Origin of the sequence: Aeromonas sp. R4-2 (assembly GCF_040908295.1) — a bacterium.
In the GTDB taxonomy this organism is placed as follows: Bacteria; Pseudomonadota; Gammaproteobacteria; order Enterobacterales; family Aeromonadaceae; genus Aeromonas; species Aeromonas veronii.
The window spans coordinates 469130-484703 of record NZ_JBFODL010000014.1 but is presented as its reverse complement, the minus strand read 5'-3'; the positions used below and the strand labels follow the sequence as shown (position 1 = coordinate 484703).

16 protein-coding genes are annotated in these 15574 nt (G+C 56.4%); 10 read left to right on the top strand and 6 right to left on the bottom strand.

Annotation, left to right across the window (positions count from 1 at the left end; all coding sequences use genetic code 11):
* Nucleotides 1-159 precede the first annotated feature (159 nt).
* Nucleotides 160-2313, top strand: a complete 2154-nt coding sequence (yccS, locus tag AB5Y99_RS12725) for a YccS family putative transporter (protein ID WP_279460468.1) — start codon at nt 160-162, stop codon at nt 2311-2313.
* Between the two features lie 24 nt (nt 2314-2337).
* Entirely contained in the window at nt 2338-2688 is a 351-nt protein-coding gene (locus AB5Y99_RS12720; RefSeq protein ID WP_019446869.1) for a TusE/DsrC/DsvC family sulfur relay protein, read from the top strand.
* A 113-nt stretch (nt 2689-2801) separates the two neighbouring features.
* Here the strand turns inward: AB5Y99_RS12720 and AB5Y99_RS12715 are convergent, their stop codons facing one another.
* Nucleotides 2802-3716 (bottom strand): Gfo/Idh/MocA family protein, encoded by a 915-nt coding sequence (locus AB5Y99_RS12715; RefSeq protein WP_368209824.1) that lies wholly within the window; start codon nt 3714-3716, stop codon nt 2802-2804.
* A 128-nt stretch (nt 3717-3844) separates the two neighbouring features.
* Nucleotides 3845-4729: a LysR family transcriptional regulator gene (locus AB5Y99_RS12710; RefSeq protein WP_368209823.1), complete on the bottom strand. Its 885-nt coding sequence runs from the start codon at nt 4727-4729 to the stop codon at nt 3845-3847.
* Between the two features lie 105 nt (nt 4730-4834).
* Between AB5Y99_RS12710 and AB5Y99_RS12705 the strand changes: the two genes are divergently transcribed.
* Entirely contained in the window at nt 4835-5443 is a 609-nt protein-coding gene (locus AB5Y99_RS12705; protein ID WP_368209822.1) for a short chain dehydrogenase, read from the top strand.
* A gap of 175 nt (nt 5444-5618) precedes the next feature.
* On the opposite strand, the gene AB5Y99_RS12700 is transcribed toward AB5Y99_RS12705, so the two are convergent.
* The gene (locus tag AB5Y99_RS12700) at nt 5619-6800 is read right to left on the bottom strand and encodes a M28 family metallopeptidase (protein ID WP_279460464.1); all 1182 of its coding nucleotides are present in this window, start codon (nt 6798-6800) and stop codon (nt 5619-5621) included.
* 335 nt (nt 6801-7135) lie between these two features.
* Between AB5Y99_RS12700 and AB5Y99_RS12695 the strand changes: the two genes are divergently transcribed.
* Both AB5Y99_RS12695 and AB5Y99_RS12690 read left to right on the top strand, forming a co-directional pair.
* A complete protein-coding gene (locus tag AB5Y99_RS12695; RefSeq protein WP_279497671.1) occupies nt 7136-7660 on the top strand; it encodes a DinB family protein in 525 nt (174 codons plus the stop codon).
* A gap of 15 nt (nt 7661-7675) precedes the next feature.
* Nucleotides 7676-8116: a hypothetical protein gene (locus tag AB5Y99_RS12690; protein ID WP_368209821.1), complete on the top strand. Its 441-nt coding sequence runs from the start codon at nt 7676-7678 to the stop codon at nt 8114-8116.
* A gap of 55 nt (nt 8117-8171) precedes the next feature.
* Here AB5Y99_RS12690 and AB5Y99_RS12685 read toward each other — a convergent pair whose 3' ends face one another.
* Together AB5Y99_RS12685 and AB5Y99_RS12680 are read right to left on the bottom strand one after the other, a co-directional pair.
* Nucleotides 8172-8654, bottom strand: a complete 483-nt coding sequence (locus AB5Y99_RS12685; protein WP_279460461.1) for a hypothetical protein — start codon at nt 8652-8654, stop codon at nt 8172-8174.
* Nucleotides 8651-8992 carry a DUF805 domain-containing protein gene (locus AB5Y99_RS12680; RefSeq protein ID WP_257725313.1) on the bottom strand — a complete coding sequence of 114 codons (342 nt, stop codon included), beginning with the start codon at nt 8990-8992 and terminating at the stop codon, nt 8651-8653. The genes AB5Y99_RS12685 and AB5Y99_RS12680 overlap by 4 nt, the downstream gene beginning before the upstream one ends.
* A gap of 191 nt (nt 8993-9183) precedes the next feature.
* Between AB5Y99_RS12680 and AB5Y99_RS12675 the strand changes: the two genes are divergently transcribed.
* Entirely contained in the window at nt 9184-10224 is a 1041-nt protein-coding gene (locus tag AB5Y99_RS12675) for an AraC family transcriptional regulator (protein ID WP_279460532.1), read from the top strand.
* Nucleotide 10225: 1 nt separating this feature from the next.
* Here AB5Y99_RS12675 and AB5Y99_RS12670 read toward each other — a convergent pair whose 3' ends face one another.
* Entirely contained in the window at nt 10226-10453 is a 228-nt protein-coding gene (locus AB5Y99_RS12670) for a hypothetical protein (RefSeq protein WP_041980575.1), read from the bottom strand.
* 221 nt (nt 10454-10674) lie between these two features.
* Here AB5Y99_RS12670 and AB5Y99_RS12665 point away from each other — a divergent pair, with 221 nt between their 5' ends.
* The 4 genes from AB5Y99_RS12665 (at nt 10675) to AB5Y99_RS12650 (ending at nt 15506) form a co-directional block, all read left to right on the top strand.
* Entirely contained in the window at nt 10675-12174 is a 1500-nt protein-coding gene (locus AB5Y99_RS12665) for a histidine-type phosphatase (protein ID WP_368209820.1), read from the top strand.
* 449 nt (nt 12175-12623) lie between these two features.
* Nucleotides 12624-13178, top strand: a complete 555-nt coding sequence (locus tag AB5Y99_RS12660; protein ID WP_368209819.1) for a hypothetical protein — start codon at nt 12624-12626, stop codon at nt 13176-13178.
* Nucleotides 13178-13732 carry a hypothetical protein gene (locus AB5Y99_RS12655; RefSeq protein ID WP_368209818.1) on the top strand — a complete coding sequence of 185 codons (555 nt, stop codon included), beginning with the start codon at nt 13178-13180 and terminating at the stop codon, nt 13730-13732. Before AB5Y99_RS12660 ends, AB5Y99_RS12655 begins: the two co-directional genes overlap by 1 nt.
* A gap of 838 nt (nt 13733-14570) precedes the next feature.
* Nucleotides 14571-15506, top strand: coding sequence for a hypothetical protein (locus tag AB5Y99_RS12650; RefSeq protein ID WP_368209817.1), 936 nt, complete (start codon nt 14571-14573; stop codon nt 15504-15506).
* The last annotated feature ends 68 nt before the right edge of the window (nt 15507-15574 follow it).

The window sequence follows — 15574 nt, the reverse complement described above, 5'->3', positions numbered from 1 at the left end:
TTTGGATCAGGGCCACTTCGCGCTTGGCGGGTTACTATCTCGCTCTCGTTTCGATCAAGGGTTTCACCTGTCTCATGCCGATGGATCTCTCTGGCCTGCTGCGCCGACTACTGATTGATAGTCACATCGATTTTGCTTCGCTCAAGGGTGGTGCCTAGCATGCCCATGGAATTCTCCGGTTTGTTACGCCGACTGCTGACCGATAGTCACATCTACTTCGCTCTCAAAGTGCTGCTGGCCATTCTCGGTCTGCTCGCCTTCACCCTGGCCACCGGTAATATCCAGCTCACCGTGCTGTTCTCCCTCGGGGTAGTGGCAGGTGCCATCGCCGAAACCGACGACAGCCTGTGGGGACGCCTTAAAAACCTCGCCATGACGCTGATTTGCTTCATGTTTGCGTCCCTGTGCGTGCAGTATCTCTACCCCACCCCCTGGCTGTTTGCCATCGGGCTGGCCAGCTCCACCTTTATCTTCGTGATGGTGGGGGCGCTCGGTGCCCGCTACGCCACCATCAGCTTCGGCTCGCTGCTGATCGCCATTTACACCATGCTGGGTGCCGCCAAGGCGCCGGATCTCTTCTACCAGCCGCTGGCCCTCGGCGCTGGCGCCCTCTGGTACGGGCTGGTCTCGTTTATCTGGCTCTGGCTGCTGCCCTACAAGACCCTGCACGAGCAGCTGGCCCAGAGCTACTTCGCCCTTGGTCGCTACCTGCTGGAAAAATCCCGCTTCTTCCCGGCGGACGAGCACGGCGCCCAGGCCATTCGCCACAATCTGGCCCAGCTCAACATCAATCTGGTGAGCGCGCTGACCCTCACCAAATCGGCCCTCAACGCCCGCCTGAGCCGCCGCCATCCGGCCAGCCCCGAGCTTGCCAGCCTGCTGCGTCTCTACCTGCTGGCGCTGGAAATTCACGAGCGTGCCACCTCCAGCCACTACCCCTACAGCCGACTGGAAGCGGAGCTCAAGCAGGGCATAGTACTGGAAGGATTTCAGGAGGTGTTCCTGCAGCTCTCCGAGGCGTGCCAGCGGCTCGGTTACGCCATTCTGGTGCACAAGCCCTACGCCCATAACAAGCGCATCCACTGGACGCTGGAGGCCCTCGGCGATCAGCTGGAGTTCACCAATCTCAAGCAGCACTACCCGAAAACCCTGCTGACGCCGATGAAGTTCCTGCGCCGCAATCTGGCCAGCATCAACCAGTTGCTGGGCAGCGCCGAAGTGCTGCAAAACCCCGAACAGCCGGAGCAAGATCTGCCCGCGCTGGCGCGCCCGCCCCGCCTGCCGCTGCTGACCCAGCTCAAGCAGCACCTCACCTTGCACTCCATGGTGTTTCGCCATGCGCTGCGTTTGTCACTCGGGCTGGTGATCGGCTACGGCATACTGCAAGCCTTTGATCTGGAAAAGGGCTACTGGATTTTGCTGACCGTGCTGTTTGTCTGCCAACCCAGCTACAGCGCCACCCGCCGCCGACTGGTGCAGCGGATGCTCGGCACCTTCGCTGGCATTCTGGTGGGCATTCCGGTGCTCTGGCTCTTCCCCGAGCTGCACGTTCAGCTGGTGGTGATGGGGCTGGCGGCCTTCCTGTTTTTCACCCAGGTGCGCAACAACTACAGCGCCGCGGTCTGCTTTATCACCCTCTACGTGCTGATGGCGTTCAACCTGCTCGATGGTATCGGCTTTGCCATTCTGGGGCCGCGGCTGCTCGATACCCTGCTCGGCTGCCTGATCTCCTACGGGCTGGTGGCCTGGCTCTGGCCGGACTGGCAGTACAAGCGGCTGCCGACCCTGATCGCCAATTCACTCTCGGCCAACGCCCGCTACCTCTCGGCGGTGCTGGCGAGCCTCAAGCAGCAGCGGGACGAGTCCATCGACTATCGGGTGGCGCGCAAGAGCGCCCATCTGGCGGACAGCGAACTGGCTACCGCCTGGCAGAGCATGCTGGTGGAGCCGCAAAAGCGCCGCCGCTTCCTCGATCTCTGCTTTACCCTCACCTGGCGCAACCACGCCCTGCTCTCCTACATCTCGGCGCTGGGGGCCCATCGCGACAAACTGGAGGCCATCAGCGGGCTGGATGAGGTGCGCCACCACATCTGCCACACCCTGGAGCAGGCCGCTGGCCATCTGGCGGGCAACCCCTCCAGCTCCATCGGTGGTCAGTGCCCGGTGATAAGTCCGGATAGCAGCGAGGAGCAGCTGATGCTGACCCAGCAGCTCAACCTGATCAGCGAGCTGGCGGATCAGCTGCTGCATCTGGCCAACGAGAGCCGGTTGCTCACCGGGGATCAAGGCGCTACCATGCCCGCCCAATCCTGATAGCCACATTAGCGAGGAGCCCCCATGTCTGCGTCCGAAAAACATCAGCTGGAATTCAACGGCCAACTCATCGAGACCGATGCCAAGGGCTACCTGCTCAACAGCAACGACTGGAGCGAGGAGCTGGCACTGGTGCTGGCGGCGCAGGAGGGGATCACGCTTGAGGAGCCGCACTGGGAAGTGGTGCGCTTTGTGCGCGCCTTCTATCTGGAGTTCAACACCTCCCCCGCCATCCGCGCGCTGGTCAAGGCGATGGAGAAGCAGTACGGCCCCGAGAAGGGCAATAGCCGCTATCTCTACAAGCTGTTCCCGGAAGGGCCCGCCAAGCAGGCGACCAAGATTGGCGGCCTGCCCAAACCGGTGAAGTGCATCTGATCCCATGCATCTCATCCCATAACAACGGGGGGCCGCAACTGCGGCCCCCCGTTGTGTTTGGTGCGCTATCTTCGCGCACCTCGTCTTCATATCTCTCAGACTGCCAGCCAGCCTTATCCCCGCTTGTCAGCCAGCGCCACCAACTGCTCTGCCAGCCGGTGACCATGCAGGTAGGAGGTAATCAGCTCGCGATCCGCTTTGCCGATTTCAATCTGCTGATACCAGTGCTCCAGCATGGCAGCAAAGCCGCGCTGGGCCAGCACCGGCTGCCAGTCGTTGGTGCTAAGCATCTGCGCCTGCTTGTCGCGGGCGATGCTGCCGCGAGTGCAGTTCTCAAGGTGCAGGGAGAGATTGTCGCCATAGGCGTCGATGCGCTCCTCGGTGATCCCGGCGCTGCGGTTCATGCTGCCGCTGATGGCGCGATCGCCGCTCTGCCAGCTGACGCTTACCCCGGCCAACAGGCTGTTGTCCTTCGTATCCGGTCGCAATACCGCATGAAAGTCGCCGTCCGGCACGCCGCCATAGAAGCAGAGGCTGTCGAGCACATGGATAAAGTCGTCGAACATAAAATCCCGCGCCTTGCCGGGCAGGGCAAAGCGATGTTTCTGCCAATTCAGCTCGGTGAGCGGCTGGGCCCGCGCCTCGGCCATGGCGGGCAGATAGCGGCGGTTAAAGCCGGTAAAGAGGGCGCAATCCTGCGCGATGGCGAGGTTGGCCAGCGCCTCGGCCTCGGCCAGATTGTCGCACAGGGGCTTGTCGACAAAGGTGGGGATCCCTGCGCGCAGGCACTGCTCGGCCAGCTCGCGATGAACGGCGGTGGCGGCGTGGATCATCACGGCGTCGGGGCGGCTGGCCAGCATGGCCGCCACATCGGTAAAACACTCGGCGATCCGATACTGGCGGGCCAGCTTTTCCAGCACTGCCGGATTACGGGTACAGAGCAGCGGGGTGACCCGCTCATTGCTCGTCAGCAGCGGCAGATAGGCTTTTTGGGCTATATCCCCCAGACCAATCATGGCAATGCGCATCTCAACTCCTTTTCACTCAATAACGGGACAAGCGGAAAACTGCCCGCACCATCGCAGGATTTCCCCCGCAGATCCAGCCTGCCGTTAGCACGCTGGCTGGCGTGTGCAGATCTGTGCAAACGGCGACGTTATCCGGGCATGGCTGGAGCGCTGACCGACTTGATCACCTCCGCCATCCACTCGATGGCCAGATTGCCCTGACTTTTCCTGTGCCTGCCGACCACCACCTCGAACTGCTGCGGCGCCCCGGCCAGCTCCAGCAAGCGAAAATCCCCGAGGGCGGCGATGGCCGACGGGATGCAGGCCGCCACGTCATTGACCGACATAAAGGCTTGCAGCGAGGTGTAACAGGGGAGCGTCGCCACCGCCGAGCTGGCGACCTGCTGCGGGCTCATCTGCCCTTCGAAATTGCCGACGCTGTTGGCGAACTGCACAAAGGGGATGGCCGCCATATCCTGCGGCTGGGCATTATCCGGAAGATATCGGGAGTCCTGGCGCAGCACGCAGCAGTAGTGATCCCGGCGCAGGGTGGCGCGCAGCAACCCCGAGTCGATATAGGCATCAAAACCAATCACCAGATCCGTCTCGCCACTGGCCAGCGCGTCCAGATGCAGCTCGGCCTGAAAATCCACCACATCGAGCCGGATGAAGGGCGCCCGATTGCGCAGAGCGCTCGCCAACCTTGGGATAATGGCGAGCTGGGCATACTCGTTGGCCATCACCCTGAAAGTGCGCTGGCTGCTGGCCGGATCAAAGGGGGCTGCCACAAAGACCCCGTCGATATCGGCCAGGATCTGCTCGAACTTGTCAGCCAGCTCGCAGGCGTAGTCAGTCGGCTGCAACCCGGCGCTCTGGCGGATAAAGAGCTCGGCGGGAAAGAGATCGCGCAGCTTTTTCAGATGACTGCTTACCCCCTGCTGGGAGATCTCCAGCAGCTCGGCCACCCGCGACACACTCTTGTATCTGACCAGCAGCACCAGCACCCGCATCTGCCTGATATCGATCTTCTCCACCCTCACCTCACCAATTTAAGTTGTATCACATACAAATTACCCATGATTTACATTGTATCAGTGGCTCTCTAACCTTGCAGCTCTTCCAGCAAAGCGAGGTTAACGATGAAAACTGTCATTCTGATTGGTGCTCAGGGGAAAATGGGGCAAGCCGCCCTCAGTGGTCTGGGCAAGCACAAGGTGATCACCGCCAGCCGCTCCGGTGAGGGGTGTGATTTTCAGGTGGATATCACCAGCAAGGAGTCAATCGAGCGGCTCTACCAAAACGTGGGCTCCTTCGATGCGGTGGTCAATACCGCAGGATTTTGCGAATACGCCCCCTTTGGCGAGATGAGCGAAGAGCAGTGGCAAACCACCATCCAGAGCAAGCTGATGGGCCAGATCAATCTGGTCAATGTCGGCCTCAACTACATCAATCAGGGGGGCTCCTTCACCCTGATCTCCGGCATCCTCAATATCAAGCCGATCCCGCTGGCCATTGCCGATGCCACCACCAGCGGCGCCATCGATACCTTTGTCCAGTGCGTGGCCCACGAGCTGCCCCGCGGCATCCGCATCAATGCGGTCAACCCGACCGTACTGGAAGAGGCGTGGGAGGTATATGGCGAGATGATGCCCGGCTTCCAGCCGGTGCCGGGCGCCCTAGTCGTCAAGGCGTTTGAGCGCTCCGTCGATGGCTTTATTAGCGGTCAGGTGCTCTATGTCGATGCCTGATCTTTTTCAGGCCTGACCCCAATGCCTTTGTAATTCCTTGTCGATGTTTTTCCTCTTCCCCGAAAGCGCCAGCTCTCGGGGCTTTTTGTATGGCGGGGGCAAAGCCGCACAGAAGATAGAAAAAAGGAAGGAAGTCGAGACTCCCTTCCTTTGGGCTTGTGCAGCGGTCTTTGACTCAGTTTATCTTGCCCATTTCAACGGCAAAGCTGGTCGCCAGCTGGGCAAACTTGAGAGCGTGGCCAGCCGAGGGATCCGAGTTTTGCAACGTATCCTGCGCCGTGTGGATCCTGGGGTTGTATTCGCTAAAGCGTGACTCGAACGGCATGGCGGCGGGGTAGCCCTGATTGTGCCAGGAGGCGTGATCCGAGCAACCATAGCCACAACTGTCATAGCCATAGCTGATTTGCGGCAGGTAGGCATCGATCAGCTGGGTGAGATAGCCGGTCAGCCCCTTGTCGGTGTAGTCGGTCATAAAGACGATGTCGTTCGCCGAGCCCTTGTAGTTGGTCATGTCCAGCTGGAGCGCGGCCAATACTTTGGTGTTGGCCGCCTTGTAGCGGCTGGCGATATCCTTGGAGCCCCGCAAGCCCACCTCCTCTGCCGCATAGCCGATAAATTGCAGGGTACGCTCCGGCTGGCGGCCCTGTTCGGCGATGACCCGCAGAACCTCGGTCAGGGTAGCGATGCCGGAGGCGTCATCATCGGCGCCGGGGGCCAGCGTCTTGCTGTTGGGAGCCGAGCCGGCAGTGGAATCGAGATGGCCACCAAGCACCACCACCTCGTCCGGATAGCGGCTTCCCTTGAGGGTCAGCACCACCGATTGTTGCGGGTAACCGCTATGTTTGACCCGGCTGACGCTGGCCCATGGCAAGGTACTGCCGAGGCTCTGCCACTGGCTGGCCACCCAGTCGGCGGATTGCGTGCCGGTGGGGGTGGTGTAGTAGCGGTTGCGCCAGCCGGACAGCTTGCTGATGGTGCTGGCGATATTGCCTTGATCCAGATGAGGCAGCAGCCGGTTGACACTGGCCCCCTGGGTCAACGGCGGTGCGCTGAACAGGTTTTGGCTGAGGGGCTGGGCCATGCTCTGCAGCGCATCGGCCAGGGTCGTGTGCACCACATAACCGCCGCAGCGCTGGTGCCCTTCGTGCATCAGATGCGAGAGGGAGCCAAGCTCGCTTGCCTCAATCTGGGCCAGCTGGACAGGCGCCCCGCTGGCACTGAACAGAGGGGAGAGCTTGGCATTGACCTGCTTGAGTTCAACCCCGCTATCGGCCCCAATGGTAATCCACACGGGCGCCCCCGCCTGAACGGCAAGGGGAATCAGGGGGAGCAAGAGGGCTGCAGCCATCGCTTTCATGTCGGATCCTTCCGGTTATGGTTAACAGTGAACAGCCTTGATAGGCCTCATAGGAATACCAGCCTAGTCTAGGCACTCACTGCTGTCAAAAAGGTGGATGTCCCGAAAAAAGGGCGCTTATTAGCGGCCAAGTGCTCTATGTCGATGCCTGATCCCGTTCAGGCCTGGCCCAATGCCTTTGTAATTCCTTGTCGATATTTTTCCTCTTCCCCGACAGCGCCAGCTCTCGGGGCTTTTTGTATGACGGGGGCCAAAGCTGCAACAGAATGGGTTTCGTATTGAGCCCATTTTGGCTAACATGCCGCACTTCACGAAGCGACAAGGGCAAGGACGCGATGAGTAACAAGACACTGCAATCCCTCTTTCACTACAAACGCTGGGCCGATGGCGAACTGCTGGATGCCATCGCCACGCTCGATGCGCAGCAATATGGCGAGGCACATCACACCTGCCTCAGGATCTTCAACCATATCCATGTGGTCGATGCCATCTTCCAGGCCAATCTGCTTGGGGAACGGCACGGTTTTACCGCTACCAATACGCCGGAGACACCGACCCTCACCGCCCTGCGCAGCGCAGTTACCAAGCTGGATAACTGGCTGGTGGATTACGTCGCGTCGCTGAGCCCGCAAGAGGGTGCAACCCCGCTCTCGTTTCGCTTTGTCGATGGTGACAAGGGGCAGATGAGCCGCGATGAAATGCTGCTCCATCTGGTGACTCATGGCGGCTATCACAGGGGAGCCATCGGGCGGATTCTGGTGCAGTGCGGCATCACGCCGCCGCGCGATACCCTGACCACCTTTTTGCATCGCAGCGAGCCGGAGCGATGTGGCCAAGATAGCGCGTCACTGGCGCAATAACGGAGTCTTGTCCTTATGAATCGTCTTGTATGTATTTCTCATCCGCTGCTGCTCGCGCTGCCATTGCTGCTAGGTGGCTGTGCCGCCGCCATCGATCACTACGCGGGGCGCTTTCGCAACACCCTTGTATCGGAGGAAACCCGCGCGACCATTCGCGCCGAGCTGGGCGAGCCCCAGCGTTGCCAGCAGGCCGCCTTTCTGACCGAGGATAAGGTGCAGGGCTGCGATCGCTTTACCGTGCTCGGCAAGATCCACAAGCGCGCTGACGGTAATGGGCAAGCCACGGCGAGCGCCGTGACCATGGGGCTGGGGGAGCTGATCCTGGTGCCGATGACGGTGGCCGGCGTGGCGGCGGACTACACCCAGCGCCACACCATTACCGTCTATTACGATCGGGATGATCACTATCTCTTCCACACCCTGCTCAATGCCAAAGGGCAGGAGGTGTGGCAGTAAGCGCACCGGCCAGCGGCTCTTTCCTGGCCGGCGCGTCCTCCCGACGAGGGAGGCCTTATTGACAGCGCAGTGCCGGTTTGTCTTCCAGCAGCCAGGCTATCCAGCGCAGCCGCGAGTTCAGCACAAACCCTTCGTCGGTCGCGATCCCGCTGACGATATAGCCGTCGACCGCCGTGTCAGCGGCCTCGCGGGAGAAGATGAAGTCGCGGCTGTTCACCCGCTCACCCTTGCTGAGCGCCGCATCGAGCCGCGGCGTCATGACGACGATGGCCAACCCCGTGGCGGAGTCGATGCCAAGGCCGCTGCTCGCCACCTTGCCGACCGCCACCGGCACCCGGATGGCACAGTGACGCCCCTTGGCATCCGTGGTGATATAGGTTCCCTCCCCCACCCGCCCTTGCATCCACAGCAGCTCGCCACGGGTCAGGCTGTCGACCTGCAGCAGGCCCAGCGCTCCCTTGGGAAAATCGTGGGGATTGTCGAGAGCGGCCACCGCCAGCGAGCAGCACAACATAAACAGCCAGAGTGCGTGTCTCATGCCGATGCCTCCTTGCCAACATGGGTTGCCCCGCTTTGCTGCACCAGCAAATAGATAAGCAGCAAGGGCCCCACGGCCGGCACCAGAAAGACCCAGACCCACCAACCGGAGCGGCCGGTGTCGTGCAAGCGACGCACGATCAGCGCAATCAGGGGCAGGCTGCTCACCAGGCCGTAGCCCAGATCCAACCAGCCCAGATTGGCAAGCAGCACGTCCAGCCAGATGCAGATCAGGGTGACCAGCAGATGGCCCAACATGAACCACCCACATTCGGCCCGGGTGGCGCGACCCGAAAAATCCAGGGCGCGTTGCCACGCCAGCCAATAGAAAGAGAACATGGATACCTGCCTTTTATGGTGATTGGGAGCCCTTATCATGGGGAGCAAAGCGCCCTAGGGCGTCCTCAAACCGGTTTCAGGTCGTCCTCGAACCGCGTCTGCGCCATCATGAGCTTCATTCACCTGACCCGAGCCGTTATGCTGGCATGCCGCGGCTGGTTAACGGCCTCTCTTTGCACAGGGGATACATGATGCTGGCCATACCCATACCCTTTATTGTCTCCTTGCTGCTGGCTCTGCTGGCCGCCGTGCTGCTGGCGCGCCTTGGCCGGGCGGCCAGAACGATCGCCCTCTTTTTGCTGCTGTGCGCCATCACCACCGGCGTGGTGGGGCTGCGCTGGACCTTCGATCTGGCGCTGCTCAGTCTCGCGCAGCCGATCCTCGCCTCGCTTATTCCGGTGGCCGCCTGGCACATCTTCAGCCGGACCAAGGCGCCTAGCGCCCGCTTCTCCTGGCTGCACGGCGTCGGCCCCGCGCTGGTTGCCTTCGGCATGCTGACCCACAACTGGTTGCCACTGCCACTGGATGGCCTGCTGACCGCCATCTATCTCTGCTACGGCATCGCGCTGGTGCGCTTCTCCGATAAGACACAGCTGCTGCTCTATGTCTCGTTCAATGAGTGGGAGGGAGTCAGGCGGGCGGAACATATCGCGGGCTGGATGCTGCTGTTTTCGGCGGCCATCGACGCCGCCGTCTCCCTCGACTTCGCCTTCAACCAAGGCCAGCTGGCGCCCTATATCCTGTCGCTGGGTCACCTGATGCTGGTGCCCATGCTGGCGGCAGCCGTGGTGATGGTGGGGGTCAATACCGCTGACGCAGAAGAGGAGGAGATATCCACCTCCGTTCCCGAGCCTGTTGAGAAAGCGCCGCTGCTGAGCGAAGATCGCGCCCGGGAGATAGTGGCTCTGCTCGATAACCTGATGAAGGAGAAAGCCTGCTACCTGGATCCTGAGCTGACCTTGGCCCGCCTCTCACGCAAACTGGGCATTCCCGCAAAGCAGATCTCCAGTGCCGTCAATCTGGTGCGCCAGCAGAGCATCCCCAGGGTCATCAACGAATATCGGATTGCCCATGCCAGGCAGGCCCTGCTGAACACGGATGAGAGCATCACCCAGATCTTGATGAACGCCGGTTTTCAGACCAAATCCAATTTCAATCGCGAATTTCAGCGCATCACCGGCCTGACTCCCAGCCAGTTCAGATCAACCCGCGACCTGTCTGCCGCCTCCTGAGTTAGTCGCCTGCTCTCGTTTGCTCCCGGCAATCCAGCCACTTGCCCACTCTGGCCCCCAGCTCGGAGCAGACCAGAGCTGTCACGGCGGCCCAGAGCATCTGGTTGCCATCAAAACCCGCCTGCTTTTCAAACAGGAAGGGCACCAGCAGATTGAAGCCGATGATCCCGAGCAGCAGCCCAAGGCCACTGCCCACCTTCTCCCTGCGGGATCGCGTTTTTATTGCCATCTGATTGCTCCTGCCAAACACGTCATGAACGGGCTCCAAGCCCATCTATCGGGCAGGCCAAGATAACAGAAGCGCTCCCTGATGGGCATGCTCGCCACGTCTGTCCCCCTACTAATGGCATTCACAACAGTCACCTTCCTGTCATCTGGCTGACATCCCGCGGTCATTTTCAAGTCATAGAGTTTTTCACTTATTTTTCATATGGATAGATAAGGAACATCATGACTTTCCCGCGCTCTTCTTATGTGGCTGTGGCCGTCTCGCTGGTCTTGCTTGGCGGCTGCCAGTCAGAAAACGAATCGTCTGCCGACAGCCAGGGCAAAACCGCCTACCAATACAGCACCAAAGCGGTCTACAGCCCGCAGCAGCAGGCGGAGAGCTACGAGCCAGCGCCTCAGGGGTTCAGCCCGGTCTTTACCGAGATGGTGGCGCGCCACGGCTCGCGCTCCCTCTCCAGCCCGAAATATGACGTGCTGACCAAGCTGGTCTGGGAAGAGGCGCAGCGTCAGGGGGCGCTCACCACTCTCGGGCAGGGGCTGGGAGGCAAGGTCGATCTGGTGACGGCCGCTAACCAGAAACTGGGCTATGGCCTGCTCTCGGCGCTGGGCAAGGAGGAGCACGCCAATCTCGCTACCCGGCTGGCGGCGCGGCTGCCGACCCTGCTCAACAGCAGCGAACCCCACTGCATCAAGGTGGTCACCTCGGGCAAGGACAGGGCCAACGAAAGCGCCTTCTACTTTATGGGGAGCCTCAAGCGCGACGTGAACTATGTCAGCGACTCGGCGCAGTGCTACCTCACGCAGGATGACCCCTCGAAGATCGACAAAAAGCTGGTCAACAAATTCGAGCTCTACTTCCACAAGACCACGCCCGAGGGGGATTACGCCCGCTACCTGCCCGCCTATGAGAGTTATCAGCGCTTTATCGGTGACGAAGATGCCGGAATCGCCCCGGCCCCCGAACTGGCCAGGGCGCTGGATCAGCTTAAAAACCTGAGCAAGACCAAAGAGATGGCCCGCAGCATGCTGGAGCGTATCTACAGCAAGGGCTTTGTCGACTATCTGGCGGGCGGCGTCGAGTTTGTCGCCGTCAACCCGGAAGATGGCGGCATGACCTATGTGCGCGACGAAGTGGATGCCGCCCTGATGCTCTACAACCTCTTTATCATCGGCCCCGGCATGATCCGCGAAGCGCAGGCACAGGGCAGCGAACCCTGGGCGCTGGAGCAGTTCCTGACCCCACAGGAGTCGGCCTGGTTCTCCTACCTCTCCGATGCGGAAGATTTCTACGAGAAGGGGCCGAGTTTTGCCAACCAGAGCGCCCCCTACGCCATTGCCCAGCCGCTGCTCGACGGCCTGTTTGGCGAGGTGCAGCGTCAGGTGGTGGAGGGCGAGCAGAGCCGACGGGCCACCCTGCGCTTTGCCCACGCCGAAGCCATTATCCCCCTCGCCGCCCTGATGAAGCTGGAAGGGAGCCGTCAAGGGGCCAGCCCGGATCAGCTGTTCAGCCAGCAGAACAACGAGTGGCGCGGCGGCTGGGTCTCCCCCTATACCGCCAATATTCAGTGGGATATCTACCAGAACGGGCAGCGGCAGGTGCTGGTCAAGATGCTCTACAACGAAAAGGATATCGCCTTTAAAACGGGCTGCCAGCCCTACCAAAGCGGCAGCCACTACTACGATTTCGAGGAGCTCAAGCGCTGCTACGGCTATAACGGCTGACCCTTCACGCGCCGGATATGGCAATAACAAGGGGCGATCAGCAGGTCGCCCCAATTCACTCCCTTCCCAGCTTGCCAAAGCGGGATATGGCTATAAAGCCGCCTTCCGGCTCCATTTGCTGATCAAGCGCAAAAACAAATGATTAACTTCTGATAGTTAAGTCACTTTAAGGCTCGCCTCGGCAGTTTCGTTTGGCTTACAGTGGCTATCTGGAATCTGTTGAACTGCGATGGGTTGCTGCCAGCGCGGGTCAATAGAGCATATTGGAAGCTGTAATCCACGGGCGGTAGCGTGGGATTTGGTGGCGTTACGCCTTACTCAGAAAGGTGGGTGTCCCAGATTTTTCGCTAGGGGACAGCTCCATTATATTCATTGATTTAGGTGGTCTAATTTTTAAAATATGGTAGTCTCATACATGAGATATGCTATTGAAAAAACAGGTGTTTTATATGTCATTGCTAGAACTAAAAGATTTAATTTACAGGTTTAATCAACAAAAAGATAACACTCCAATATCGCTAATAGACAATGAACATCGTATATGCGGAACTCAAGAAATTCTAAATTTATCACGTGGTGAATTATTCATTTTTGTTTTTTTTGACGAAAATCAAAATAGTAAACTATTTGATGTTTTATCAAATGAAAACGTCTTTCTGAAAATTCTAAACCGTTCAATTAATTCAACCATTAATATACTAACCAACAATACAGCAAAAATTAAAAACCTTGGTTTCTTGAGTGGCATTGGATCTAACAGCAAAATAAATATCCAAGCAATCCCTAATAAATTATCGTCAAAAATTATTGAGGACACTCTCGATAACGAATTTATTCTAAGTTCGCCTTCAAATATTCTTTTTATAGATAGATATGCCGAAAGTAAAATTAGACTCCCAGAATCAACTTCATTTTTAACTTTACATGATGATGACTTTTTTAATGCTCTCAAAAGTTATTTTTTGAGGGTAGAGGATAGAGCAAAAGCAGGGGAGTTTCGTTAATGGTTTCTGCTGCAGTAGCTACTATTGAAGCAACACCAACTGTTACTTCATTTTTGCTGTATGATTTTGCACCATTTTTAAGCGTGGCAATCGCGATTAATTTTGTATCTTCATTTTGGGATGGGGTAAAGAATAAAGCAATTAATAACTTTGATAAACACAAGGAAAGTTTAATAAGAGACCTAAATGGTGTTTATAGTAGTGGTAATTGTGAACGCTCTGACTCAATTTCTGACTTAGATAAAGAGTCTAATGAATACAAGTCATTTCTTGAAAAACTATCTTGTATAGCAACAATTCTTGGAATAATAATTTCGATTTTTTTATTCTGCGCTCTAGCATTAATTGGCTTCCAACCTAAGATAACACTTACTTCCGGATTTGCATGGTTTTTAGTTATTATTAGTATTTTCCCTTCAACTATTTTTAGAGTATGGGGAGCATTTTACTCGAAGAACTCAATTAAAAAACTTGAGAAGACAAGTAATACAATAAAAACTGCAGCAAAAGCCGCGATAAAAGATAATCAACAAGCTGCCTATGCTAAAACATAACATTTGTGAATAACATAAAATAAAAAGGCGACCATCTGGTCGCCTTTTTATTTCTATCGCTTTCCAATCAGGAAATATTACCGCGCCGGTCGCTTGGCGCCATTTCCTTTGGCCGCTGGCTTGCCGCCCTGAGTGGCGGGTTTGGCAGAGCCTGCGCAGGTCGGCGCTTTGCCCTTATGGGCAGGTTTTCCGGCCAAAAAGGTGGGTGTCCCGAAAAAGGGGGCATAGGTCTCATAAGAAGACCAAGCTAGTCTAGTCACCCACTGCCGTTAAATCGACCACTTCCTTCACCAAATTGCACCACCTTATGTAAAGCGCGCCAGCCGGGGGTTTTATCTCTACCGGGCCTCCTGTTTTTCCCCTCCCCGCCCCTGTGGCCCTGCCCGCACCGCCCCTTGATTGTTCCACCTGTGCAACAGCTATTCACTTATGAGTTGCGCCAGTAAAACACTCTAAGGAATTCCAGCACCCGGCCATGGCCGCAGGATGGCCAGCAGCCAGCGCCCGATCACTGTCCGGTTGGCGGCAAGGCCGCAGAGCGAGAAGAGTTTGATAGCGGTCAGAGAACGAGGTTTTTCTGATGGTTATGCCATTTTAAGGCTCGCCTAAGCAGTTTCATTTGACTTACCATAGCCATCCAGAACCTGTTGAACTGCGATGGGTTGCAGCCCTCGCGGGTCAAGGGAGCATATAGGAAGCAGTAATTCATGGGCGGTCATACAGAAAGGTGGGTGTCCTAGGTTTTTGAAAGTGGTGGTTAAAATACATCCAATGCATCGCTCAGATACGCTGCAATCCTACTTTACTGACAACATCATAAATAGAAGAGTTTTATATTATGCCCACTATAAACACATCAAGATTGCCAGCACCGAAGTCATGGGATGAGTTTGAAGATATATGCAAGAGTGCATGTTCCCTAAGATGGGCAAACCCCAATTTAAGTAAACATGGCCGCCAGGGGCAGCAACAGAATGGTGTTGATATATATGGTAAAGACTCCTTGGATAAACTTGTAGGGGTTCAGTGCAAAAATACCACCTCAAGCATCAGCCAGAAATTAATTGAGAGTGAATGCACTAAGGCAGAGTCATTTATCCCAAAGTTGGAAACTCTATATATCGCAACAACGGCAGAGCGAGATGTACATATTCAAAAATTTGCAAGACTACTTTCTGAAAGCAGAAAAAATCAAGGGAAATTCCCCATAGAAATTTTATTTTGGGAAGATATTGTCAGCGATCTATCTCGAGATGAGAATACAGTCAGATTACATTTTCCTCAATATTTTCCAACCCCATCAAAAACACATCAAGCACTAGCCCAAGAAAAGGATTTATCACATCTTACTGCCCTCTTAAATGTAATTGATCTCACCTCAACACATGAGCACTTAAAATGGGGCGCAAAATACATTCATTGCTCACTAGTTGAACAACTTTGCAACATTAACACAGTTATCAAAAGCCCAGTTTTCATCTTGAGCGATAATATATTGAGCGAAAATATAGACAGTTTAATGTCAGAATGGACAAAACTCATCACATTGGTGAAAAAAGCCCCATACAATTTAGTCCCACATATGAACACATTATCATTTCATATGCCGGGCGATTTCTGTCAAACTAAAGAAGACGATATTCTTTACAATGAAATAGATATAGAAACAACCATTCTCTCTGAAAAAATAACCTCTTTTTGCAACTTCATAAACAAAACATATCCTTCTATAAACATAATGGACACTAGTAATAAAGCTCGGTCTTTATACTAAAGTGATGACGTTTAAATTTAATATCAAGAGTGGCGACCATCCGGTCGCCTTTTTTATTTCTATCGCTT

What these genes read in the sequence shown, in the direction of transcription:
- AB5Y99_RS12675 (WP_279460532.1), top strand. Translation starts at nt 9,184, where the DNA reads ATGCTGGCCATACCCATACCCTTTATTGTCTCCTTGCTGCTGGCTCTG.
- AB5Y99_RS12715 (WP_368209824.1), bottom strand. Translation starts at nt 3,716, where the DNA reads ATGCGCATTGCCATGATTGGTCTGGGGGATATAGCCCAAAAAGCCTAT.
- yccS (WP_279460468.1), top strand. Translation starts at nt 160, where the DNA reads ATGCCCATGGAATTCTCCGGTTTGTTACGCCGACTGCTGACCGATAGT.
- AB5Y99_RS12665 (WP_368209820.1), top strand. Translation starts at nt 10,675, where the DNA reads ATGACTTTCCCGCGCTCTTCTTATGTGGCTGTGGCCGTCTCGCTGGTC.
- AB5Y99_RS12695 (WP_279497671.1), top strand. Translation starts at nt 7,136, where the DNA reads ATGAGTAACAAGACACTGCAATCCCTCTTTCACTACAAACGCTGGGCC.
- AB5Y99_RS12660 (WP_368209819.1), top strand. Translation starts at nt 12,624, where the DNA reads ATGTCATTGCTAGAACTAAAAGATTTAATTTACAGGTTTAATCAACAA.
- AB5Y99_RS12670 (WP_041980575.1), bottom strand. Translation starts at nt 10,453, where the DNA reads ATGGCAATAAAAACGCGATCCCGCAGGGAGAAGGTGGGCAGTGGCCTT.
- AB5Y99_RS12680 (WP_257725313.1), bottom strand. Translation starts at nt 8,992, where the DNA reads ATGTTCTCTTTCTATTGGCTGGCGTGGCAACGCGCCCTGGATTTTTCG.
- AB5Y99_RS12690 (WP_368209821.1), top strand. Translation starts at nt 7,676, where the DNA reads ATGAATCGTCTTGTATGTATTTCTCATCCGCTGCTGCTCGCGCTGCCA.
- AB5Y99_RS12700 (WP_279460464.1), bottom strand. Translation starts at nt 6,800, where the DNA reads ATGAAAGCGATGGCTGCAGCCCTCTTGCTCCCCCTGATTCCCCTTGCC.
- AB5Y99_RS12720 (WP_019446869.1), top strand. Translation starts at nt 2,338, where the DNA reads ATGTCTGCGTCCGAAAAACATCAGCTGGAATTCAACGGCCAACTCATC.
- AB5Y99_RS12655 (WP_368209818.1), top strand. Translation starts at nt 13,178, where the DNA reads ATGGTTTCTGCTGCAGTAGCTACTATTGAAGCAACACCAACTGTTACT.
- AB5Y99_RS12650 (WP_368209817.1), top strand. Translation starts at nt 14,571, where the DNA reads ATGCCCACTATAAACACATCAAGATTGCCAGCACCGAAGTCATGGGAT.
- AB5Y99_RS12685 (WP_279460461.1), bottom strand. Translation starts at nt 8,654, where the DNA reads ATGAGACACGCACTCTGGCTGTTTATGTTGTGCTGCTCGCTGGCGGTG.
- AB5Y99_RS12705 (WP_368209822.1), top strand. Translation starts at nt 4,835, where the DNA reads ATGAAAACTGTCATTCTGATTGGTGCTCAGGGGAAAATGGGGCAAGCC.